Source organism: Savagea serpentis, assembly GCF_015351395.1.
Classification (GTDB): Bacteria; Bacillota; Bacilli; order Bacillales_A; family Planococcaceae; genus Savagea; species Savagea serpentis.
In genome coordinates this window covers 1,099,892-1,123,611 of the sequence record NZ_JADKPV010000001.1, presented here as the reverse complement: position 1 = coordinate 1,123,611, position 23,720 = coordinate 1,099,892, and the positions used below count along the sequence as shown (strand labels likewise).

Genomic DNA, 23,720 nt, shown 5'->3' with positions numbered 1-23,720 from the left:
CTTCTAGGCGTCTCTTTTTAGAAAAAGACACGGATTAGGGGGATTTTTTTATTGGGAGAAGACAAAGTTAAAGAGCGCGTATTAAATAGGATACGCAAACTAGCTATATTAAAAGAGGGAGACAAACGTGATGAAATTCAGCTATAAAGTATTACTTCTCTCCTTGTTCACTTTACTGCTTGTAGCTTGTCAAGGAGAAGAAAAATCGAAAGATTCAGAAGGACAATCAAATTCAGAATCGCAAGAAGATTTGAAGAAAGTGCAATTGTTTTTAGATTGGACACCGAATACGAATCATTCAGGAATTTATGTGGCGAAAGATCAAGGGTATTTTGAAGAGGAAGGACTAGATGTTGACATTATGCTTCCAGGAGAAGTGCGCACGGAACAAATTGTCGCAACAGGCAAAGCGGAATTCGGCATTAGTTTCCAAACGCAAGTGACACAAGCGCGTGCAGAAAACATACCTGTCGTATCAATCGCAGCCATTATTCAACAAAATACTGGGGGATACTACACGCCGACAGATAAAGGAATTAAAACACCGAAAGACTTCGAAGGCCGTGTGTATGGTGCTTACGGTTCAGATTTAGAGAAGTCGATGTTGCAAGCAGTGATGAAAAAAGAAGGCGGAGATGCCGAAAAAGTAGATATGGTTCAAGTTGGCAATACCGACTACTTTATCGCAACAAAGCGAGACGTTGATTTCGTCAATATATTTTACGCATGGACAGGAATTGAAGGAGAGGTTCGCGGAGCAGATATGCACTTCATTAAGACAATTGATTACGCACCAGAGTTGAATACGTATTCACCGGTTATTATTACAAATGAAGAGATGATTGAGCAAGATCCAGAGACGGTTCAAGCTTTTGTTACGGCTGTTTTAAAAGGTTATGAATATGCGATTGAAAACCCACAAAAAACAGCGGACATTTTAATTGCAGAAGAGCCCGATTTAAATCCAGAACTAGTGAAGCGAAGTCAAGAATGGTTATCGCCACTGTATCAAGAAGATGCGCCAGTTTGGGGAACGCAAGAAGAAAAGCGTTGGGTCGATTATGCGAAGTTTATGTATGATGAAAATATTATTGATGTAGAAGTGGATGCAAGTGCGGCATTTACAAATCAATTTATCGAAAATGCTAAAAAATAAAGAGTATGAAGATGAAGTTTTCAAAAATATGGAGACCCGCACTCGCATTGCTCCTATTTTTATTTCTCTGGGAAGGGTTGACACGCTTTTTAGAGATTGAACCATGGGTATTGCCAGCGCCAAGTTTAATCATGAAAGAAATGATTGAAGTGTTTCCATCTTTTACACCACATATCATATCTACTGTAAAATTAGTGCTCATCGGTTTTACATTCGGGATTTTAGCGGGAATTACAACAGCAACCATTTTGCATGTTTTTCCGAAAGTGCGAGAAACAATTATGCCTTTTCTCGTCATATCTCAAAATGTGCCGATTATCGTATTAGCTCCTTTATTTATGATATGGTTTGGAATGGGCGATTTTCCTAAAGTTTTAATTATCGCAATGACGGCATTTTTCCCCATTGCGATTGCGACATTAGATGGCTTCGGACAGACGGATCGTGAATTGATGCATTATATGAAAATGATGGGCGCAACACGCAAACAAATTTTCTTTAAATTACAATTGCCTCATGCTATTCCTTCTATTTTTTCAGGAATTAAAATTGCGGCTACCTACAGTGTGATGACAGGAGTTGTAGCGGAATGGTTAGGCGCCCAACAAGGGATAGGAGTCTTTATGACGCTATCTGCTTCATCGTATCGAACGCCACGAGTTTTCGTAGCCATCGTTGTTACCATTATTTTAAGCTTAGCTTTCTTTGGATTATTTTTAGCATTGGAAAAGTTATTTACTCGTTGGAATCGTGAAGGAGTGGAAAAATAAATGAGTCTCGTCATTGAAGAGCTAAGCAAATCATTTGGAGATCGACTTATTTTATCCAACTTGTCTTTCACATTGAAACGAGGAGAGTTTGTTTCAATTATTGGACCGTCGGGTAGTGGAAAGAGCACCCTCTTTCATGTCATTGGGGGATTGCTCGTTCCAGAGGAAGGTCATATTACATTGAATGGAACAAAAATTACGGGAGAACGGGGGCATATGAGTTATATGCCACAACAACCTTCACTTTTTCCGTGGCGTACCGTTTTACAAAATGCGACGCTCGGTAGCGAATTATCAGGCGCACCGAACGAAGAGCTTGCGAAACAGTTATTGCAAAAAGCGAATCTCGGAGACATGCTGAAAGCCTACCCACATCAGCTTTCAGGAGGCATGAAACAACGAGTCGCTTTCATCCGTGCACTGTTGAGTCCACAGTCAATTATGTGCTTAGATGAACCTTTCTCAGCTCTCGATTCTTTTACGAAAAAAGATATGCAACGTTGGCTTTTGGAAACGTGGGAACAATATGATAAATCGATTTTATTTATTACACATGACATTGAAGAAGCTTTGTTTTTATCGGACAAAATAATCATTTTATCGACGAATCCCGCCACGATTAAAGAAATTGTAGAGGTGCCTTTCTCCCGTCCTCGTTCGAATCAATTGTATTTGAGTGAAGAATTTTTACAATGGAAGAAAAAGATAGTCGAAAACCTCCTATAATGTAGAAAAACACGTATACTAAACGAAGTATACGTGTTTTTGATGGAAAGGAAGAGAGTGTATGAATAAAGAACAACTTTGGCGCACGTCTAAATATGAAGTACTAGCGCATAATGAAGCATCTTATCGTCATATTCAAAAAAATCATCAAAGATGGGACGTCGAACAACTGATCGATGCGATTGAACAGACGAAAAAGCAACTTCCAACAACTGGTTCTGTCACAAATAGTTATGAACATATGTGGGGATATTTTAAAAAGAAAGCAAATCAAGCCGAGAAAGAAGAGACGTTCGAGTTACTCCGACAGTTTCAGCAAGGTGAAATTGAAGCATTAGTGCTTTGGAATTGGTTGCGCAGTTTGGCGGAGAAGTATGAAGTGAGTTATTTATTAGAAAGTACGATTTTACAGCAAAAATAAAGCGTTCCTTTCCTCTGAATAAGAGGCGAGGAACGCTTTGTGAATTAAGCGAGTAAGCTTTTTTCGATGACGCCGTCTTTCATGACGAATTGAATATTGTCTGTATTCGCTAAACCGTGAATGTCTGAGAGTGGATCATTCGATGAAATAATTAAATCTGCGAGTTTCCCTTGTTCTAAAGTGCCGAGGCGATCTTCCCAACCGAGGCATTCCGCTGCGGTTTTCGTTGAAGCGACAATCGCATCCATCGGTGTCATTTTTGCATCGACCATTAAGCCGAGTTCACGCAAGTTTGTGCCGTGTTTGAATACACCAGCATCCGTACCCATCGCAATTTTCACTCCTGCTTTGTATGCTTTCGTGAAGCTTTCACGATGAATTTCAATCACTTCTTTCGATTTTTGGATTGCTGTTTCTGGCATACCAACTTCGTGTGCTGTTTCTAAAACAGCGACAGGAGCGAGTAAGGTCGGTACGAGATACGTACCATTTTCGAGCATTAATTCGATTGCTTCATCGTCGATAAAGATGCCGTGTTCGATTGAATGAACGCCAGCACGCACCGCATTTTTAATCCCTTGTGCACCTTGCGCATGCGCCATTACTTTCGTTCCTTTACGGAATTCAGCTTCTTCTACCATAACACGTAGCTCTTCTTCAGAGAACTGAGCGAATTCTGGATGATCTGTCGCACTGAGCACACCGCCTGTCGCGTGAACTTTAATGACTTCAGCACCAGCACGTAACATTTCACGTGTCTTTTTACGAACTTCTTCGACACCGTCACACATTCCGTGTGGCATTCCTGGATAATCACTTGCGAGTAAATCAACGGTTGTACCCGAGACAGTATATCCGTCTCCGTGGCCACCTGTAATCGTTAAAGCGTTAATACTCACTTGCATACGAGGGCCTGTGATAATTCCATTTTCAATGGCCAGTTTCATCCCTAAATCAGCGCCTAATGCATCACGGACAGAAGTGACCCCTGCATCGAGTGTGCGTTGGAAGTAGTTGATTGCTTCGTAAAAACCGTAAGAAAATGGTGTCGTTAACGCTTGGGCCATCGGTTTGTATTCGAGGCGCATATGAACGTGCGTATCGATCATCCCTGGCATGACTGTGCCACCATTTCCGTCGATCACTGTTTCTTTTCCTGTTAATGTGTAACCATTTGCAGGGCCTGCGTATCGAATTTTATTTTCCTCTACGACGACGACTGCATTTGAAACAGGTGCGTTGCCTGTTCCATCGATTAATTGAACGTTTTGAATGATATACATATCCTACATCTCCTTAAAATTACAATGTATTGACTAAAATGCTTGCGATTACGACGGAAGCGACAGTTACAGTCGTAAATCCTCCGATAATCATCGGCGCGAGTAGTTCGTTGAAAATCATCTTTTTCTCTTCTTCATTTCGACCCGAACTACGGCTCACTTCTTCACATAAAATATAATCTCCTGGGAAGCCGAACAATGCCGTTAATGCGACAGGCATTCCTTTATACGGATTCCATTTCACAACTTTCGACATGATGGCACCACCGATTGAAATACCGAGTGTACCGATTAATAAAATAGCGATGATCGCCGGTAAGTTTTCCCACACTTGTTGTGGCGTGACGCCACCCATCGTGCCAATGACGACGAAAATGATGCTGAGCATGACGATTGTAAATGAGTTTGACTTTTCAAGCGTACGTGGTTCGAAAATACGGATGCGTAAGCCGACAATACCGATAGCAAGTGCCCATAAACTATAATGAATACCCGTCCATCCACCAAGTACAACAGCAATGGCAGCACCGACGAAGACGAAAAATAATTTGATCGTCGAACTTTGGAATAATGGGTGCTGTTTGCTCACATCTACTGAAGCGAAATCTTCTTCTGTTACCATCGGAACGAATTCGCCACGGTCGATTTGATCTTGCATTTGCTTTGTATATTTGCGCATGAAATATGTCGCAAGTGGCATGCCGAGAACCCCTTGGAACGCTACGACAAGTGCAGGGATTACAATCAATGTGCTATACCCTAGCTCGGTTAATTTCTCAGAAGTGATGAGCAATGCGATAATTCCGCCACTAATCGGCCCTACTCCAGCAACAGCTGTCGGGTAATCGAATAATAATGTAATAAATATCAAAATTAAAATTCCTGAAACAATGAGTCCACCTAAAGAAATTAACACTGCTTTAATTTGACTTTTCAGTAAACTTGACGGAATTAATGTACCCATATGTAAAATGGCTGGTGCAATTAAAATAGCTCCAAGTGCTGGGAACATCGCCTTATCTAAAATATCCACTGGAAAAATACCAGTCCATACGCATGCTAAATAGCCTACCATCGCTGTAAGTAACATCGGAACCCGAGCTCGCGTTAAAATCGAGACCCATTCTCCGATTGCAATTAAAGCGAAAATTAATGTTGTCGCAATAAGCGGATTGTCAATCATATATTATTACCTCCCTATAGATTAGCTATTGTACTATATTTTAAATAGTCTGTATACTTATTTTCAGAAAATTATTTAAAAACGAGCAATTCCGTCAATTACCCATTACTTGACAATAAAATAAATGATTTCTTTAGAAAGAAAATAACTGTTTTAAACATGAATATGCTCTTTGAATAAAATAAATACTAGTTTTCAAAAAATATAAATTCTTGTACACAATAGGAATAGCAAATCGAGGTGCGGTTCGAAATGCAATAAGTGGAAAACCAGAAAAAACAGAGAGGGAATGGTATAATAGTAAACAAAAAGGGAGGACATTCTATGTTTTTATTAGAATTATTGCAAGGAGAACATACGCATAAAATTGGGTTATTTCCAACAGAAGAGCAAGTGATTGCTTGGATTGAACAAATTCCATTTGTACGTAAAGATCAATATACAATCGATGAAGTAGAATTCGTTACTTATTCTTTATTGAAAGAAGAAATGCCGGTATATGCTGAAGTAGAGTGGCAAGGGTATGTCGTACCTTTTACACGTTATATGCTACCAGATGACGATGAAGCTATTTTCGTCTGGTATAAGATGCATTGCTTTAATGAACAAACAGAAGAACGTCAAATGGTCGATGGAATGACGCGTGTGGATGCTTACACGGTGATGAATGACGAAGTGGAAACATACATTATCCAGCGCAATGAATTGTACGAAGAAGCGAAACATTATTTCGAATCTCGTGGTTTGACAGTAGAACGCGGGGGAGAAGGTTCTGAAGATGGAGAATATGTGTTGGTAGACGGAGCGATTACGTTTCATCTAGATGCTTCTTCATTAGCGGACCGAGCTTACGCAGAAAACTTCGAACAATTTATCGCTTCTTATCAATAGAAAAATCGCTTTTTAAGTGTAGTTCATACTTAAAAAGCGATTTTTATTTAAAAAACATTGCGAATGCCTTGAATGAAAATAATGAGTATGGCAATAGGGGTGACAAAGCGAATTAAGATGAGCCATACATAATAGAATAGCGGATGGGTATTTAACTCTTGTTTTGACACAGACGTTTTATAATAGTAGCCTGCAAATAGCGAAATGAAAAATGCACCAATTGGCATACCGATGCCATTCGTTAAAAAGTCGACCGCATCAAAAATACTTTTGTTCGCAATTTGAACATCGGACCATATACCGAAGGATAAAGTACTTGGGATGCCGACAATGAAAATAAGTAAACCGCCAATCCAGGCGATGCGAACTCGGTTCGTTCGGCGTTTTCCAATGACGACGGAGACGAGAATTTCCAACATTGAAATAGAAGACGTCAATGTCGCAAACAATAATAAAATAAAGAACAAAATAACGAATAATGAACCGAGTGGCATTTGCTCAAAGACAGCAGGTAAAATGACGAATGCAAGTCCAGGCCCTGCATCGGGCTGGAAGCCGAGTGCGAATACTGCAGGGAAGATGACGAGACCTGCCAAAATCGAAATGAAAATATTCATAAGTGCAACGTGAATCGAAGCACTTCCAATTTGTTCATTTTCCCCTAAATAAGAGGCATATGTAATCATGACAGAGACACCGACGCTTAAAGTGAAGAACGCTTGTCCAAGTGCGAGTAAGACAGTTTCCCAATTCAGTTGATTCCAATCTGGAACGAACATGAAGCGAATTCCTTCCATCGCGCCTGGTAAAGTGAGAGACCGCACAACGAGAATGAGAAAGAAAATGAACAGTGTCGGCATCATCCATTTACTCGCACGTTCAATGCCGCTTTTAATCCCTGCTTGTACGATGCCGATTGTAATGAGTAAAAACATTCCTTGTGCAAAAACAGCTTCCCATGGATTTTGAATAATCGCGTGAAACAATTGTTCGAATGATTCGCTGTCGCCACTTTTTAATCGGAAAGTGAATGCGCGAATAAGATAGCTTAAAATCCAACCTCCTACAACACTGTAAAACGATAATATGAGGGAAGCCATAATCGTCCCTAAATAACCGACGAGATACCAAGGTTTTCCCGGTGCTTGTTGTTTAAAAGAGGTGACGGCGTCAACTTGTCCTCGACGACCGATCATAAACTCAGCGACGAGCACGGGTAAACTAATGAAAAAAAGAAAAGCAATAAACAAAATAATAAAAACACTTCCGCCATGGTTTCCAGCCATATAAGGAAACTTCCAAATAGCGCCCAATCCTACCGCACTCCCGGCAGCTGCTAAAATGAACCCAATTTTGGAGGCGAATTGATCACGTGAAGACATAAAAAGCTCCTTTACTATAACAATTTGTCTGTTCATTATAACGTACTTCAATAATTGATAGGGAAGAGATTAAGGATTGTATAAATATGATGAATTATACACATGAATAATAAGAGAATAAAAATATGAAGAAACGCTTATATAGCAAAGATTTAAAAGGTTTTTCTTGAGAATAAAAAATAACAGAATAAATTTTTTACAAAATTTTAAACAAAAAGGTTGTATTTATATTCACTCGGGTGTATGATTAATAGCATCTTGTAACACACGAGGAGCGATTAGGATGAAAACAAAGAAAAACGTAATTATTATCGGAGCAGCAGGACGGGACTTCCATAATTTTAATACATATTACCGAGATAATGAGGACTACAATGTTGTAGCTTTCACAGCAGCACAAATTCCAGATATCGATGGACGTAAATATCCAGCAGAATTAGCAGGAGACTTATATCCAGAAGGGATTCCAATTTTTGCGCAAGAACAATTAGAAGAATTGATTCATCAATATGATGTCGATGACTGTGTCTTCGCTTATAGTGACCTTCATTACACGAAAGTGATGCAAATTGGAGCACTCGTCAACTCAGCGGGCGCAAACTTCCAATTACTCGGTTTAAAAGATACGCAAATTAAAAGTAATAAACCTGTCATTTCTGTTTGTGCGACACGTACGGGAACAGGGAAAAGCCAAACATCGCGTAAAGTCGTGGAAACATTGTTAGACCACGGATTGAAAGTAGTTGCGGTACGTCACCCGATGCCATACGGTGATTTAGTGGCACAACGTGTACAACGCTTCGCAACAGTGGAAGATTTGAAAAAACATCATTGCACGATTGAAGAGATGGAAGAGTATGAACCACATGTTGAACGCGGAAACATCATTTATGCAGGTGTTGACTATGCGGATATTTTAGCGGCAGCAGAAGAAGATCCAGATGGCTGTGACGTCGTATTATGGGATGGCGGAAACAACGACTTCTCATTTTACGTTCCAGATTTAGCCATTACAGTACTCGACCCACACCGTGCGGGTCATGAATTAGAATATTACCCAGGTGAAGTGAGCTTACGTACAGCAGACGTATCAATCATTAATAAAATCGACAGTGCTGAACAAAAAGATATTGAAACTGTTGAAAATAACATTAAAGCTGTCGCGCCAAATAGCACGATCATTAAAGCAGAGTCGACAATTACAGTGGACAAACCTGAATTAATTAAAGGGAAACGTGTGCTCGTTGTAGAAGATGGTCCTACATTGACACATGGTGAAATGAAAATTGGAGCGGGAACGGTCGCAGCAGAACGTTTAGGGGCAGCTGAAATTATCGATCCAAAACCATTCGGAGTCGGTTCCTTATTAACGACATTCGAAAAATATCCACATATTGAAAACGTATTGCCAGCGATGGGCTATGGTGAAGAGCAGTTAAAAGACTTAGAAGCGACGATTAACGCTTCAGATGCGGATGTTGTTATCATCGGCACACCGATGGACTTAAACCGTGTCATCAATATTGAAAAACCAACAACACGTGTATTTTATGATTTAAAAGAAGTGACAGAACCAAACTTAGAATCAATTCTTGCACAATTTGTCAAAGATCATAATTTAACAAAATAATCGATGAAAGAGGCATCCTTCCTTGTAGGGATGCTTCTTTTTTAGTATTTTGAAGGAAGGAGGGATGACAGTGACGAATTATTTAAAAAGAGCGAATGAATTAGCGATAGCGAATATCGAAGAAGGAGGGCAGCCATTTGGAGCGGTACTTGTGAAAGAAGGAGTAGTGATTGGTGAAGGTGTCAATGAAATGCATATTGCATATGATGTGAGTGGACATGCTGAAATGATTGCGATTCGACGCGCTCAGCAACGGCTTCAGACAGATGATTTACGTGGAGCGCGCATGTATGCGAGTGGAGAACCATGTCCGATGTGCTATGCGGCGATGGCTTTCGTCGGAATTGAAGATGTCGTTTATAGCGCTTCTGTAGAAGAAGCTGCTGCAAGTGGGTTAATGCGTTCGCAAGAAATCTATGAAGATTTGAAAAAGATACGCACTGAACGAGTGTTGATCCAAAGTTACCAACAAAAAATTGGAGGATTATCCCCTTTGCAAGTTTGGAAAAATAAATAGGTTAGTCCTTCCCTCTGTATATAAAAAAGCATTTCTCTCCATAATATCGAGAGAAATGCTTTTATTTCAGATTATTGGAAAACAATCGTTTTATTGCCTTCTACAATTACGCGATCTTCTAAATGCCATTTTACTGCACGTGCTAGTACACGACGCTCAATTTGTTGGCCTATTTTTTTAAGATCAGCGATGGAATTACGGTGGTCTACACGTTCGATATCTTGTTCAATAATCGGTCCTTCGTCTAAGTCATTCGTGACGTAGTGGCTCGTCGCTCCAATCAATTTTACCCCGCGGTGGAAAGCACGTTCATAAGGACGCGCTCCGATAAACGCTGGTAAGAATGAATGGTGGATGTTGATGATGCGATTTTCAAAACGCTCAACGAACTCTGGCGTTAAAATTTGCATATAACGAGCTAAAATTAAAATATCGATGTCGTATTGTTCCATGAGACGAACTTGTTCTGCTTCGACTTCTTTGCGAATATCTTTATTTGCCGGGATGTAATGGTATGGAATGCCGAGTGCTTCTACCATTTCGCGAGCGATCTCATGGTTACTAATAACGACTTCGATATCCATCGGTAAGTCTCCGTTTTGCCATTCCCATAAAAGTTCAACGAGTGCATGTGGTTCTTGTGAAACAAAAATAGCGGCTTTTTTTCTCACAGAACCGTACGTAAAACGATAATCCATCGAATACGTTGTAGCGATTTCTGAGAACTGTTGCTCAAGTTCTTGACGTTTATCATTTAAATCATCTAAGTGAAATTCAATACGCAAGAAAAATGTTCCGTTTTCTGGATCGCTTGAATATTGATTGGATTCGATAATATTCGCATTATTTTTGTGTAAAAAAGTAGAGACAGCAGATACAATCCCTGGTCGGTCTTCACAACGAATGAGTAAACGACCTTGATTTTTGAGCTGTTCTTTTCTTTCATTTGCCATTTGATCAACTTGCTGGCGGATTGACATAACTTTCATCTCCTCTTAAAAATTACATTATACCATTATGCCTCATTTTATCACTATTATCAAGAGTAGTGATAGCGGGTATCTGTACTAAACATAGACATAAAAAATAATTGTTATAAAACAGTTGTTTACTTTGTCGCTTCAACGTGATAAAGTTAAAATATTGTATTTTCAGAAAATTTATAGGAGATGAAAACATGTCACAAGTAAAATTTTATAGTGGAGAAAATATTCCACTCGAAATGCATAAAGTACGTATCGTTCAAAAGTTAAATTTACCGACAGTAGAAGAACGTTTAGAAGCGATGAAAGGTGCAGGGTTTAATACGTTCCTACTTCAAAATAAAGATGTCTTTATGGATATGCTCACAGATAGTGGAGTGAATGCGATGAGCGATCGTCAACAAGCAGCGATGATGCAAGCGGATGATAGTTATGCAGGATCGGAAACGTTCACACGTCTTCAGCAAGCGCTTGAAAATATTTTCGGAACGAAATATTTTTTGCCGACTCACCAAGGACGCGCATGTGAAAACGTTATTTCCCAAACGTATGTGACGGCAGGTTCTGTCGTGCCGATGAACTACCACTTCACGACATCGAAAGCCCATATCGTGTTAAACGGTGGACGTGTTGAAGAAGTGTATAAAGATGAAGCGCTCAATATTACGAGTAATAATCCGTTTAAAGGCGATATGGACATTGCGAAATTGCGTGCAGTTATCGAAGAAGCAGGAGCAGAAAATGTGCCATTCGTACGCATGGAAGCGGGAACGAACTTAATCGGCGGACAGCCACACTCACTCGCGAACATGAAGGAAGTGCGCAAAGTGTGTGATGAGTACGGAGTAATGCTCGTTTTAGATGCGAGTTTATTAGCGGATAACTTACATTTTATTAAAACGCGTGAAGAAGCATATCAAAATAAATCGATTCGTGAAATTACGCGTGAAATTGCAGATTTAGCAGACATCATTTATTTCTCAGCGCGCAAGCTTGGAAACGCGCGTGGTGGTGGTATTTGTACGAATAATGAAGAGGCGTACATGAAAATGCGTGAATACATTACATTGTATGAAGGATTTTTAACGTATGGTGGAATGTCTGTGCGTGAAATGGAAGCGATCGCCGTCGGTTTAGAAGAGACGATGGATGAAGAGATGATCAACCAAGGACCACAGTTTATTCAATTTATGACGGAAGAATTGCAGAAACGTGGCGTTCCTGTCATTACTCCAGCAGGTGGACTCGGTTGCCACATCGACGCGCGCTCATTTTTACCGCATGTTGCGCAACAAGATTACCCAGCAGGTGCACTCGCGTCTGCGATTTATATCGCAAGTGGAGCGCGAGGGATGGAACGCGGAACGATGTCGGAACAGCGCAATGAAGACGGTACAGAACCGCTTGCTAATATGGAACTCGTTCGTATGGCGCTTCCGAGACGTGTATTTACGATGTCTCAAGTGAAATATGCAGCGGACCGTATCGCATGGTTGTACGATAATCGCGACTTAATCGGTGGTCTTGAATTTGTCGAAGAGCCGAATGTGTTACGTTTCTTCTTCGGACGCCTTCAAGCAACATCAAATTGGCCTGAGCAACTCGCAAAAAAATTCCGAGAAGATTTTGGCAATAGTTTATAAAAATGAGAGAAAGTAGTGAAGAAACCTTCATTACTTTCTTTTTTGGTGAGCAGAAAGTATGCATCGATACGGTACATCGTATATCGTTAAAAGAGAATCGTTATCAATTAGGAGGATGTACAATGACACAAGATGCGAAACAATTTTGGAATGAACGAGCAGAAGGATTTTTTGCGAATCAAAAAATAGGCGCAGAACCGATCCCGAATGCTGTTGCTGAATATATGAATGAGCGCGGATGGATGAATCGCGCACACGTATTAGATGTCGGGTCGGGGAGCGGACGTTATACGTTGTTATTTGCACGTCATGCAGACCGCGTAACAGCACTGGACGTCTCGGACAAAATGCTTCAATTTTTACAAGAGGAAGCGAAACAATACCGTCTATCAAATGTTGAAACGTTAGAGTCAGAATGGCCAGCGAAGCTTACGAAGCAATATGATGTACTATTTGCGGCGATGTGTCCGGCAGTCGGTTCAGAAGAGTCGATTCGTGCGATGGATGAAGCGGCGACGAATGTCGTAGCGATTGCGCGTTACGATTACACAGCGGATCAATTTATCGAAACATTATCAAAAGAAGAACAAGCAGAAGCATTAGCGAATGACCCGCACAATGATCGTGCGATTATTGATGAGATGGAAGCACACGCGAAAAACTTAGGTCGTACGCCACAACGCGAACGATTCACAAGTGAAGAAAAAGAAACGATGTCGAAAGAAGCAGCGAAAGCACGTTACAATAAATATCGTGAGCGCCTACCTGAAATCGCACAAAAATTAGATGAAGCGATTGAAAAGGAAGCGGTCGACGGACAAGTAGAACTTATCCGTAAATTTAGCTTAACATTATTATATTGGACAGTTTAAAGAAGAAAAATGCTACCCTCTCATGTCGAGAGGGTAGCATTTTTATTATCACTTTTTCGGAATGAGTTCGCGCTCAATTAAAAAATCACGGGCGACAATTTCGACAAGTTCACCGTCATTATCGACAAGCCCGTTCATCACTTGCATCGCATGTTCATCAATTTCTCCTTCCAACATTTTCAAAATGTCTTCCAGTTCAGGATATTCATGCAACACTTCATTACGGATGAGAGGTAAAGCGTGATAAGGAGGGAAGTAAGCAAGGTCGTCTTCAAGTACACGGAGCGGATAAATTTGTAATTGTCCATCCGTTGTATAAGAGTTGATGACATCGACTTTTCCTGCATTAATAGAGCGGTACATCATACCGTGGTCCATTCCTTTTACACTTTTGAAGGAAAGATGGTATTCTTTTTGAAAACCAGGTAAACCGTCCGGTCGATCAATAAATTCGAAAACCGCTCCGAGTATGAAATCATTCGCATATGGAGCAAAATCTGAAAACGTCACAATGTCTAGTTCTTCTGCGACTGCTTCGTCAAGTGCTAACGTATACGTATTGTTAAAGCCGAATGTTTGAAAAGCGGTAATATGATCGCGGGCAACAAGTTCTTGTGTTAAACGCAAAGTCTCTTCAGCGGTCGTCGGCTCTTCATGATAATACGTTGCGACAATTGTACCGGTATAGTCTGGAATAATATCGATATGACCGTTCGTCATCGCATTCCATACGACGGATGAACCGCCTAAGTTTTCTTTGTAGGAAATGTCAAGGTCGGTATGCGCTTCAATTAATTGCCCCATAATATGGGAAAGGATGATACTTTCCGTATTGTTACGAGAACCGAGGCGTAAAGAATCTTTTTCGATAAAAATACAGCCACTTAATAAAAACAGTGCGGAACAAATAATTAAAAGTCGTTTCATACGTTACGCAGTCCTTTCGGCGTCGACCAACGTTCAATCAACGTAAAGAGTGATTCAATTAAAATGGCAAGCAAAGCTGCGGGAATCGCCCCGAGTAAAATAAGACCGTCAATACCGCGTGTAATTCCTAAGAAAATGAAATCACCGAGACCACCTGCTCCGATAAATGCTGCGAGTGTGGCGTTACCGACGTTAATAACGGCAGCTGTTCGAATACCTGCCATAATAGTCGGTAGAGCGAGAGGCAGTTCCACACGGAATAAAATTTGAGCGCTCGTCATACCCATGCCGCGAGCAGCTTCGATTGTCGCGGGATCTACTTCTTTAATGCCTGTATACGTATTGCGCATAATCGGCAATAAAGAATATAAAAACAATGCGGCGATCGCTGTTTTCACACCGATTCCGAAAATAGGAATCATAAATCCGAGCAAAGCTAAACTTGGAATCGTTTGCAAAATACCTGTTCCGCCTAAAATGATTGTTTTGAGTTGTGGCACTCGAGTTACTAAAATACCGAGAGACACTGCGATAATCGTTGCGATAATCATGGAGAAGAAAACGAGTTGAATATGGACACTCGTCGCTGTAACGACTTCATCCCAGCGCAGTTGTGTTTGTTGTACGAGTTGTTGCCAAATGGATAAATCGTTCATGATACGACCTCCTCTGTCCACTGACTAGACATCGCAGTTAGTAGGGAACCTCTTGTCACAAGTCCGATGAGTTGATGTGTATCATCGATGATTGGGATTAAGCCAGAAGGCGCTTCATCCATTAAAATAATCGCATCTTTACTCGTTGCTTTTGTCGTTAAAATCGGTTGAATCGGTGTCATAATTTCTTCAATCGTCTGGATGTGGTCCATTTTCTTAATCAAATCGTATGCTGATACAGCTCCGAGTAATTTCGATTGGCGATCAACGATAAGCAAATCCGTTATTTTCTTTTGACGAATGAGCGAAAGAGCACGTTCGGGTGACAAATTCGGATGTGCGGTCGTGACCGTTTCAGCCATAATTTCAGTGACGGGCATAAGCTCTGGATTTTGAATGATGCGGTGTTTGCCCATGAACTGTTCAACAAACCCGTGAGCCGGTTCATAGAGCAATTTTTCAGGGGTATCGAGTTGAAGTAAGCGACCATCTTTCATGATGGCAATACGATCTCCCATCGTCAATGCCTCATCCATATCATGCGTGACGAAAACAATCGTAATATCGAGTTGTTCATGCAAAGTGAGCAATTCTTTTTGGAGTTCCTCACGCGTAATCGGATCGAGTGCACTGAAAGGCTCATCCATTAATAAAATATCGGGCTTTGCTGCAAGTGCGCGAGCGATGCCGACACGCTGTTGTTGTCCACCGGATAGTTCTTTTGGATAGCGGGAAGCATGAAGCTCAGAATCCAATCCTACAAGCAGTAAAAGCTCCTCTACTCGCTCTTCAATCGCTTTTTCATTCCATCCTTTTAATTGCGGAACGAGAGCAATATTTTGAGCGATCGTATAATGCGGAAAAAGTCCAACTTGTTGAATGACATATCCGATATTGCGACGCAGTTCTGACGGGTTATACGTCGTATTATCTTTACCGTTCACACGGATGGTCCCAGTCGTATGGGGAATGATGCGATTGATCATTTTCATCGTCGTCGATTTACCGGATCCACTCGGACCGATTAAAACGAGTAACTCTCCGCGTTCAATTTGAAAGCTAACATCTTGAACCGCTTGAAATCCTCCTTCGTACTTTTTACCAACATGATCAAAAATTATCATAAAAATAAATCCTCCTTTTCACATTAAAAATGCAGAATATTCAGTAAAAAATGAGCATTCCTAATGTGACACTACTTAAGCATAGCATGAGGAAATAAAATGCTGAAAAAAGGATGAAGAAAATGGAGGTTAAATAAAATATTTATAACTAAAAAATAAAGAAAATGTCATAATAATCATGATAAAAAAATTAAAAAACAATAAAAATAGGTATTTACAATCATTTTAATTAAGAGTACAAATACCTATATAAAAATATGTAAAAAAGCACAAATCGGATTGATTTGCGCTTTTCATATTAATGGTCAAAAAAGACTTTATCTCGATTGTATTTAGCAAATTTTGTATTAATATAATACGTTTCTAACATTTCACGATGCATCGGATCTTCGATAAACCATACTTCGATTTTCGCAATGTCGTCACGCGCGTCTTTTAAGGGTGACACATTATCTTCTAAGTGGCGCTTGACACGTTGGCGTAATTTACGTGCTTTGCCAACAAATAGTACATTACCTTCTTCATCTGAAAATAAAATGATACCACCACGGTCACGTGGAATATCATGAATGTTTTTATAAAATCCGAATAAAGGTTCATCTGCTTGTTTCATAATTTTCACATCTGGATAGCGTTCTTCAACTGTAATCATGTTTTCTCTCCTTCACTGCGTATTTGCTCATAGTAGACGACAAATACTTTGTTAGTTTACCATAATTTGAACGAACAATGGAGGAAATATTGAAAAAGAGAGTGTATTTCATAATATTCAATAATAGTTCACAAATGAATAAGTGACAATTTCGACTTATATATAGGTAGACACTGAACTAGGATTTAAGCGAAGCCTCTTCCTATTCTTCAAAAATGAAGTATAATAGAAGTGATTGAAAGTTTCCTTAAGCGAAAATTACTTTCGATATTCCTATTTTTATTACAGAAAGGGGAGAATTTTTGTGAAATTCAAATCAATGATTCCAGCACTCATTCTTTTGCTTGCAGTAGTATGCATGCCAAGCTTAGCCTCAGCATCAGAACCAGCGATTGACACGACGACGGAGAACACGGTGACTTTGACAGCGACGGCAGTAGGTTTAATTGGTAGCTTAATTATTTTACCAACTTTGATGTTTTTATACCGTGATTAAATTTTAAAAATCTTTCACTTTTACAAAGTGGAAGATTTTTTTATGTTTTAAGAAGTGAGGGAAGGGAAAAGATGAACATTATCTAAAGAATGAGGGATGTTAAATGGCTATTTATGATATTTCGTTTCCATCTGCGAATAAAAGAGATACGGTTATGGCAAATTATTATACACCACTTCAAGAACCGATTGGAATTATTCAAGTGATTCATGGATTTTTGGAACATCATCGTCGCTATTCTCGCATGATTCAACATTTTGTTGATGCGGGATATGTCGTCATCGCCACAGATCATATTGGACATGGATTAACTGCAAAGAACAATAATACATTCGGTAATGTAGGAAAAGGTGGATATGAGGCTGTCATTCAAGATGAAATTACATTGTACCAATTAGCGAGAAAGCAATTTGGGAAAGAGTTGCCTTACTTTATTTTCGGTCATAGTTGGGGATCTTTAATCGCCCGTTGTTTAACGGAAAAATTGCATAATATGTTAGAAGAAGACATCAGTGGAGTTGTATTATGTGGGACGGTCGTGCCATTTTTAAAGAATGACTCCATGATTGAGCAATTTAGAGAAAAGGTTGAAAATGGTGAAGGAGGAATGTGTGATGATACTCTTGCTGCACAAGTTTTCAAACCATTACTTGCTCGTGTAGAGAAGGTGGTAAATGGGAATGAATGGATCGCTATCGACGAGGGAGTCATTCAAGATCATGTCAGAGATCCGTTGAATATAACAGGAAGTTTGACATGTGAAACGGTATACAATTTTTTAGCGCTTAATGAATGCGTGAATGCACCTTCTTTTTATGAGAAATTCCCAGAGCATGTTCCGGTTTTACAAGTTGCGGGAGATCAAGATCCAGTAGGGTTGTATGGAGAAGGAGTATACCGAGTTGCAAATGGATTGAGAAACGCTGGTGTGAAAGATGTGACGACAATCATGTTCCCCTCTTATCGACACGAAGTTCATAATGAGCCAAAATTAAGAGATGTGATTATAGAACATTGTCTATCGTTTTATTGTAGAGATGAAAGATCATTTGAAAAGTGGTAATGGATGTAAGTCTATCACCGCTTTTTTATGTGCATTTTAAACGATTTGTCGAAAGTGGACTCACTAAAATAATCACTCTTTTTATCGTGTACAAAGTATAGCGGGGGTTTGAATAAAAAGTCAGAAAAGTAAGAATAAAAAAACATTAAAAAACATCTAGCGTATAAAAACAGCTTATATTACGATAGTATTTGGAAGAAGAGGTGAAGATGTATGACACCGAATCAGATTGGATTTGCGTTGTTATATTTAGGATTATTTTTACTTATTGGAAAATGGCTACGTGTGAAAGTAAAGTGGCTTCAAAACTTATTCGTTCCTTCCTCTATTATTGGAGGATTTGTAGCGCTTTTAGTGGGTCCACAAGTGTTAGGGAAATTACTTGCACCCCTTGTAGGAGATGCATCGTTTTTTGTAGATGGAGTCATTCCTTCGACTTTTATAACAGTTTGGAAAGCGCTACCAGGCTTAATGATTAACGTCGTCTTTGCGACACTCTTTCTCGGAACGGTTTTGCCAAGTATGAAAAAGGTGTGGCGGCTTGCAGGTCCGCAGCTTGCTTTTGGATGGACGGTAGGATTCGGTCAATACGTAGTAGGTATGATTGTTACATTACTCGTTTTGACGCCGTTTTTCGGCTTGCCACCAATCGTCGGTTCATTAATTGAAATTGCTTTTGAAGGAGGACATGGGACAGCGGCTGGAATGGCGAGCACCTTTGAAAAAATGGGCTTTAGCGATGGATACGATTTGTCAATCGGTTTAGCTACTGTCGGTTTGTTGTCCGGGGTAATCTTCGGAATGATTTTAATTAACTGGGCTGTGCGTAAAGGACATACGAAAGAAATTAAAAATGTGGAAGGTTTTTCAGATTTGCGCAAAAAGGGGATTATGGAATTCCAAAATCGTGAGCCTGGTATTACGATGACAGTTCGCGCAGAGTCAATAGAACCTTTATCGCTACATTTTGCGTTTGTAGGACTCGCTATTTTAGTAGGTTGGCTCATTTTGAAAGGGCTTGTATTCGGAGAAGAAATGCTATTTGGTTCGGAGTTGATGACCTATATTCCGTTATTCCCACTCGCGATGATTGGGAGTATTATCGTACAAGCGATTTTTACTCGCATGGATAGTACTGAATTGATGGACCGAGCTACTGTAAATCGAATTCAAGGCTTTGCGCTTGATATTTTAATTGTATCGGCAATCGGGACGATTTCATTAGAAGTATTAGGCACATATATGGTTCCGTTTTTACTTTTAGCAGCGACAGGAGTCGCTTGGAATATCTTTTCTGTGCTCGTATTAGCTCCACGCATTTTGCCAACGTATTGGTTTGAACGCGCGATTGGCGATTTCGGACAGGCGACAGGCGTTACTGCAACAGGACTATTATTGATGCGTGTTGTCGATCCTGAAAATAAAACGCCAGCTTTTGAGAGTTTCGGTTACAAACAATTGATTTTTGAACCGTTTCTTGGTGGTGGCTTCGTCACAGCGTTGTCTGTTCCTTTCATCTTTAAACTAGGGGCAGTTCCATTTTTAATTTTCGCGATTGTCATGTTGTTAATCGGATTGATTCCAGGACTGTTTTACTTCGGGAAAATGAAAGAATCCGCTTAAATCATATAAGAGGCTGACAAGATGAGTCCAAATTAAAACAGTTGAATTCGAGCGCGCTCGAGTTCAACTGTTTTTCGTTATTGTACTGTAATTTGCCAAGACATCCCGAACTGGTCGATGCACCAACCGAATGAACGGCTGAATCCGTAGTTATCTAACGGCATTAAAATGGCGCCGTTTCGTTTTAATTTATTAAACAAGTCTTGTTGTTCGAAAACGGAATCCGCTGTAATGAAAAATGAAAAGCTCGGTGTGAAATCGAATTTATGTTCGACGGGACTATCATTAATGAAGAAGCGGTTGCCATCGATTAAAAGTAAAGCACTTTTCACCGTACCTTCCGCACCTTGCTCATTTACCTCATATAATTCCATCGTCACTAACTCTGTATTGGGCACAGTTTTTAAATAAAACTCAATCGCTTGTTTCGCATTTCCTTGGAACATTAAAAATGGTGTGATTTCTTTCATGTATTCGTCATCCTTTCCTCGTCTCTATATTACTACAACATGGTACAATGAAAACAAAAAAGAAAGGAGCATCATTGTGAAAAAACTATTCATCAGTTTGTTTGCTTTTATGTTCATTGCAGGATGTTCACCTAAAACAGAAGGAGTGGATGTCGTCTTCCCTTATTTTTATTTTGCGGATTTACCAATTGCGGATATTCAAGAAGATTTCGATCACGAACCGTTTGAAAAAATTGCGCGCAATGAACAGCGCCAAGTCGTCTTTACGATGCCAGAAGAGCGTCGTGAGCAATTAGAGCAACAAACGTATGATAATATGAGCGCTTTTTTAGATCAGGACGTCAGCATGTCATTCCAAAAGATTGAACATAATGAAGATTATACGGAATTCACATTGCATGTCGAAGAACAGAAGTATATGAACTATCAAGAGGAGAATTTACTGTTCGTGTTATTAGAAGATAGCGTCCTTCATCAAGTGTACAGTAATAAAAAGCCAGAAACGATTCGCACGGTAGCGACAATCGTGAACGAACACGGAGAAGAAATTCAAAAAATTACACTAGCTGATGACAATGCGTGATGAAACAATTTTAATTTAACAAGAAAATGGTATACTGTAAGCAATTCGTAAAGGAGGCATTGTTGTGAGAAAATCATTTATCGTTATCGCTACATTAATTGGCGTGGCGGTCGCTTCTTTATTTTTAGGAAGACAAGGGAAGAGTGAACCCCCTGTGACCGAAGAGAAAAAAGATCAACAAACATTATCGAATAAACCGATGTCCGTCCATTACATCGATGTCGGACAAGGGGATGCAATTTTTATCGAAACACCGAATGGTAAAACGATGCTCATTGATGGAGGAAAGAAGTCACAAGGAGAGAAGGTCGTTTCATTCATTAAAGATAAAGGGTATGAAACGGTGGATTATGTCGTTGCAACTCACCCGGATGCCGATCATATTGGAGGACTCATATCAGTATTAGAACAATTAAATGTCAAACATTTTATCGATAGCGGAAAAGTACATACGACAGAGACGTATTTAAAAATGCTTCAGTTAATCGACGAGAAAAATATCGATTTCGTCGTTCCGAAGCTAGGTGATGCGATCGATATGGATCCAGAAGTAGAAATGCTCGTCGTCAATGCTGTCGAAGATGCTTCGAACAATAATGAGGCATCCATCGTCGTCTATGCAGTGCACGGTCAAACGTCGTATTTATTCACAGGAGATGCGGATGTCTCGATTGAACGTCAAATGATGAAAGACTTCAATATTCCGACGACAGTATTAAAGGCAGGCCATCACGGATCGGATACGAGCAGCGCGCTCGACTTTTTACAAACAGTGAAGCCGGAAGTTGTCATTCTATCTTATGGTGAAAATAATAAATACGGTCACCCACATGATAGTGTCTTACGCAATTTCGAAAAAGTAGGTAGCATGATTTATTCGACGGCTGAGTCGGGAACGATTACCGTGACGTCTGATGGGAAGACGTATCGTGTGGACGCGGAGCCGTGGAACACATTATCAGGTTTAATTAACATCAACACAGCTTCTAAAGAAGAGCTCCAATATTTACAAGGAATCGGTCCGACGACGGCAGACAAAATTATTCAATATCGTCAAAAGCAACCGTTCTGCACGACGGAAGAAATTATGGAAGTGGACGGCATTGGGCCGAAAACATACGAGCAAATTGAATTGAAAATAAAAGTAAAATGAGGTGATCATCTTGATGCTCATGTATACAGTGGATCGAATCGAAGACGGCTACTACGTTTTATTGAAAAAAGGCAATGAAGAAGACGAGTTGCTCATACCTGTTCATGAAGTACGAAATGAGGCGCGAGAAGGCGATGTCGTTTCGATTGTCGAATTGGATGGGGTCGAACAGAAATACGAATTGCACGTGCGGACAGAAGTTACTTCGAAAATGCGAGAAGATGTGACTGCGCTGTTAAGAAAGCTACAAAATAAATAACTGGGAAGTTGTGGACAATTTGTTCACAACTTCTTTTTTTAGCATGAATTTAGGTGAGCATATTCATTTACTTCTATTAATTTAGCCTTTAATATAAATAGCGTAAGGGGTATATGAAATGCTGTAAAATCAGCGCCCCATGATTAGAAGCGACATTAAAGATATTAAAAAGGAGAGGTTATCAATGACAGAAGTTCAAAATGAAAATGTAGAAGTACGTTCATTACCACGTATCGGATCACCTGCCCCACAATTTGAAGCAAAAACGACACACGGTGTATTGAAGTTAGAAGACTACAAAGGTAAATGGTTAATTCTTTTCTCTCATCCGGCAGACTTTACGCCAGTTTGTACGACAGAGTTCATCGGATTCCAAAAAATGTATCCAGAACTTCGTGAAATGAACACGGAATTACTCGGACTTTCCATCGACAGTGTACACTCACACATCGCATGGGTACGCAATATCGAAGAAAAGTTCGGCGTAGAAATCGAATTCCCAGTCATTGCAGATTTAACGATGGATGTAGCGCACAAATTCGGTATGATTATGCCAGACGAAAGCGACACGGAAACATCACGTGCGGTATTCGTTATGGACCCAGAACAAGTCGTTCGTGCAATTATTTACTACCCATCAGCGATCGGCCGTAACATGGACGAAATTAAACGTCTCCTCATCGCATTGCAAACAGCAGATGAGCACAAAATTGCAACACCTGCTAACTGGACGAAAGGTGAGCGTGTGATCGTACCACCAGCTCCAACACAAGAATTAGCAGCAGAGCGTATGAACAATCCAGAGTATGAGTGTAAAGACTTCTACTTCTGTACGAAAGAAATTAAATAATTCGTAACAGGGGGCTACTATGCCTCCTGTTACGAATTTAAAGGAGGGATTTTAATGGCGTGTGGAACAGATTTGACAGCATTGTCTCAATCTGAAAAAGTGATGCTCGCAGTCATCCAAGAAGAAGCGAAAACAGCAGATGACATTGCGAAAGAATCGAAACAACCTATTTTTAAAGTGCGCAGCGGGATGCGTTCGTTAGTAGAACGAGAGTTTGCGCAAGAAGAAGGCGAAGCGTACCGTGCGACGGAAAAGACGATTGCTCGTTTAAAAAAAGAGGCGTAATCGTGTTGCTCTCTGCATTTTATGTAGAGGGCCATCTTTTTGAGCAAATGAATAGCATCGAACCAAACATATGGTATAATAGAAAATAAATACGCATTGGCGTATATTTTTTTACATAAAAA

26 protein-coding genes are annotated in these 23,720 nt (G+C 40.0%); 17 read left to right on the top strand and 9 right to left on the bottom strand.

All coding sequences use genetic code 11. The annotated features are described in order from the left end of the window. Positions 1–130 precede the first annotated feature (130 nt). From IRY55_RS05815 to IRY55_RS05800, 4 genes are all read left to right on the top strand, one after another. Positions 131–1,156 (top strand): ABC transporter substrate-binding protein, encoded by a 1,026-nt coding sequence (locus IRY55_RS05815; RefSeq protein ID WP_194562292.1) that lies wholly within the window; start codon positions 131–133, stop codon positions 1,154–1,156. Between the two features lie 11 nt (positions 1,157–1,167). After that, complete coding sequence (locus IRY55_RS05810) at positions 1,168–1,926, top strand: ABC transporter permease (RefSeq protein WP_328799623.1); 759 nt, start codon at positions 1,168–1,170, stop codon at positions 1,924–1,926. After that, positions 1,927–2,652, top strand: coding sequence for an ABC transporter ATP-binding protein (locus IRY55_RS05805; RefSeq protein ID WP_194562290.1), 726 nt, complete (start codon positions 1,927–1,929; stop codon positions 2,650–2,652). It begins immediately after the preceding gene. A 61-nt stretch (positions 2,653–2,713) separates the two neighbouring features. After that, positions 2,714–3,073 carry a YbgA family protein gene (locus tag IRY55_RS05800; protein ID WP_194562289.1) on the top strand — a complete coding sequence of 120 codons (360 nt, stop codon included), beginning with the start codon at positions 2,714–2,716 and terminating at the stop codon, positions 3,071–3,073. A 44-nt stretch (positions 3,074–3,117) separates the two neighbouring features. Here the strand turns inward: IRY55_RS05800 and IRY55_RS05795 are convergent, their stop codons facing one another. Together IRY55_RS05795 and IRY55_RS05790 are read right to left on the bottom strand one after the other, a co-directional pair. After that, complete coding sequence (locus tag IRY55_RS05795) at positions 3,118–4,356, bottom strand: metal-dependent hydrolase family protein (protein WP_194562288.1); 1,239 nt, start codon at positions 4,354–4,356, stop codon at positions 3,118–3,120. Positions 4,357–4,375: 19 nt separating this feature from the next. Continuing rightward, entirely contained in the window at positions 4,376–5,539 is a 1,164-nt protein-coding gene (locus IRY55_RS05790) for a hypothetical protein (RefSeq protein ID WP_194562287.1), read from the bottom strand. A gap of 324 nt (positions 5,540–5,863) precedes the next feature. Between IRY55_RS05790 and IRY55_RS05785 the strand changes: the two genes are divergently transcribed. Beyond that, the gene (locus IRY55_RS05785; protein WP_194562286.1) at positions 5,864–6,430 is read left to right on the top strand and encodes a hypothetical protein; all 567 of its coding nucleotides are present in this window, start codon (positions 5,864–5,866) and stop codon (positions 6,428–6,430) included. Positions 6,431–6,477: 47 nt separating this feature from the next. Here IRY55_RS05785 and IRY55_RS05780 read toward each other — a convergent pair whose 3' ends face one another. Further along, positions 6,478–7,812: a sodium-dependent transporter gene (locus IRY55_RS05780; RefSeq protein WP_194562285.1), complete on the bottom strand. Its 1,335-nt coding sequence runs from the start codon at positions 7,810–7,812 to the stop codon at positions 6,478–6,480. 283 nt (positions 7,813–8,095) lie between these two features. Between IRY55_RS05780 and IRY55_RS05775 the strand changes: the two genes are divergently transcribed. After that, positions 8,096–9,442 (top strand): cyclic 2,3-diphosphoglycerate synthase, encoded by a 1,347-nt coding sequence (locus IRY55_RS05775; protein WP_194562284.1) that lies wholly within the window; start codon positions 8,096–8,098, stop codon positions 9,440–9,442. 64 nt (positions 9,443–9,506) lie between these two features. Beyond that, entirely contained in the window at positions 9,507–9,959 is a 453-nt protein-coding gene (locus IRY55_RS05770; protein ID WP_213086646.1) for a nucleoside deaminase, read from the top strand. A gap of 71 nt (positions 9,960–10,030) precedes the next feature. On the opposite strand, the gene purU is transcribed toward IRY55_RS05770, so the two are convergent. Then, positions 10,031–10,912, bottom strand: coding sequence for a formyltetrahydrofolate deformylase (gene purU / locus IRY55_RS05765; RefSeq protein ID WP_408015135.1), 882 nt, complete (start codon positions 10,910–10,912; stop codon positions 10,031–10,033). A 224-nt stretch (positions 10,913–11,136) separates the two neighbouring features. On the opposite strand from purU, the gene IRY55_RS05760 reads away from it, so the two are divergent. Together IRY55_RS05760 and IRY55_RS05755 are read left to right on the top strand one after the other, a co-directional pair. Beyond that, positions 11,137–12,585 (top strand): tryptophanase, encoded by a 1,449-nt coding sequence (locus IRY55_RS05760; protein ID WP_194562281.1) that lies wholly within the window; start codon positions 11,137–11,139, stop codon positions 12,583–12,585. Positions 12,586–12,707: 122 nt separating this feature from the next. After that, entirely contained in the window at positions 12,708–13,457 is a 750-nt protein-coding gene (locus IRY55_RS05755; RefSeq protein ID WP_194562280.1) for a class I SAM-dependent methyltransferase, read from the top strand. A 48-nt stretch (positions 13,458–13,505) separates the two neighbouring features. Here the strand turns inward: IRY55_RS05755 and IRY55_RS05750 are convergent, their stop codons facing one another. The 4 genes from IRY55_RS05750 to IRY55_RS05735 form a co-directional block, all read right to left on the bottom strand. Continuing rightward, a complete protein-coding gene (locus tag IRY55_RS05750; protein WP_194562279.1) occupies positions 13,506–14,384 on the bottom strand; it encodes a glycine betaine ABC transporter substrate-binding protein in 879 nt (292 codons plus the stop codon). Further along, complete coding sequence (locus IRY55_RS05745; protein WP_194562278.1) at positions 14,381–15,040, bottom strand: ABC transporter permease; 660 nt, start codon at positions 15,038–15,040, stop codon at positions 14,381–14,383. The genes IRY55_RS05750 and IRY55_RS05745 overlap by 4 nt, the downstream gene beginning before the upstream one ends. After that, positions 15,037–16,164: a betaine/proline/choline family ABC transporter ATP-binding protein gene (locus IRY55_RS05740; protein ID WP_194562277.1), complete on the bottom strand. Its 1,128-nt coding sequence runs from the start codon at positions 16,162–16,164 to the stop codon at positions 15,037–15,039. Before IRY55_RS05740 ends, IRY55_RS05745 begins: the two co-directional genes overlap by 4 nt. A gap of 298 nt (positions 16,165–16,462) precedes the next feature. Further along, complete coding sequence (locus tag IRY55_RS05735) at positions 16,463–16,816, bottom strand: GIY-YIG nuclease family protein (protein ID WP_194562276.1); 354 nt, start codon at positions 16,814–16,816, stop codon at positions 16,463–16,465. Positions 16,817–17,120: 304 nt separating this feature from the next. On the opposite strand from IRY55_RS05735, the gene IRY55_RS05730 reads away from it, so the two are divergent. The 3 genes from IRY55_RS05730 to IRY55_RS05720 all read left to right on the top strand — a co-directional run bounded on the left by IRY55_RS05730 (position 17,121) and on the right by IRY55_RS05720 (position 19,998). Next, on the top strand, positions 17,121–17,312 hold the full coding sequence (locus IRY55_RS05730) for a hypothetical protein (RefSeq protein WP_194562275.1): 192 nt from the start codon (positions 17,121–17,123) through the stop codon (positions 17,310–17,312). Positions 17,313–17,415: 103 nt separating this feature from the next. Then, positions 17,416–18,375: an alpha/beta fold hydrolase gene (locus IRY55_RS05725; protein ID WP_194562274.1), complete on the top strand. Its 960-nt coding sequence runs from the start codon at positions 17,416–17,418 to the stop codon at positions 18,373–18,375. Between the two features lie 213 nt (positions 18,376–18,588). After that, positions 18,589–19,998, top strand: coding sequence for a sodium/glutamate symporter (locus IRY55_RS05720; protein ID WP_194562273.1), 1,410 nt, complete (start codon positions 18,589–18,591; stop codon positions 19,996–19,998). Between the two features lie 77 nt (positions 19,999–20,075). On the opposite strand, the gene IRY55_RS05715 is transcribed toward IRY55_RS05720, so the two are convergent. Further along, the gene (locus IRY55_RS05715) at positions 20,076–20,468 is read right to left on the bottom strand and encodes a VOC family protein (RefSeq protein ID WP_194562272.1); all 393 of its coding nucleotides are present in this window, start codon (positions 20,466–20,468) and stop codon (positions 20,076–20,078) included. 76 nt (positions 20,469–20,544) lie between these two features. Here IRY55_RS05715 and IRY55_RS05710 point away from each other — a divergent pair, with 76 nt between their 5' ends. From IRY55_RS05710 to IRY55_RS05690, 5 genes are all read left to right on the top strand, one after another. Further along, positions 20,545–21,051 (top strand): hypothetical protein, encoded by a 507-nt coding sequence (locus tag IRY55_RS05710; protein WP_194562271.1) that lies wholly within the window; start codon positions 20,545–20,547, stop codon positions 21,049–21,051. 64 nt (positions 21,052–21,115) lie between these two features. Then, positions 21,116–22,204, top strand: coding sequence for a helix-hairpin-helix domain-containing protein (locus IRY55_RS05705; RefSeq protein WP_194562270.1), 1,089 nt, complete (start codon positions 21,116–21,118; stop codon positions 22,202–22,204). Positions 22,205–22,217: 13 nt separating this feature from the next. Then, entirely contained in the window at positions 22,218–22,463 is a 246-nt protein-coding gene (locus IRY55_RS05700; RefSeq protein ID WP_194562269.1) for a DUF3006 domain-containing protein, read from the top strand. Positions 22,464–22,647: 184 nt separating this feature from the next. Beyond that, complete coding sequence (locus IRY55_RS05695; RefSeq protein ID WP_194562268.1) at positions 22,648–23,313, top strand: peroxiredoxin; 666 nt, start codon at positions 22,648–22,650, stop codon at positions 23,311–23,313. 54 nt (positions 23,314–23,367) lie between these two features. Further along, positions 23,368–23,598 (top strand): helix-turn-helix domain-containing protein, encoded by a 231-nt coding sequence (locus IRY55_RS05690; protein WP_194562267.1) that lies wholly within the window; start codon positions 23,368–23,370, stop codon positions 23,596–23,598. Positions 23,599–23,720: the final 122 nt, after the last annotated feature.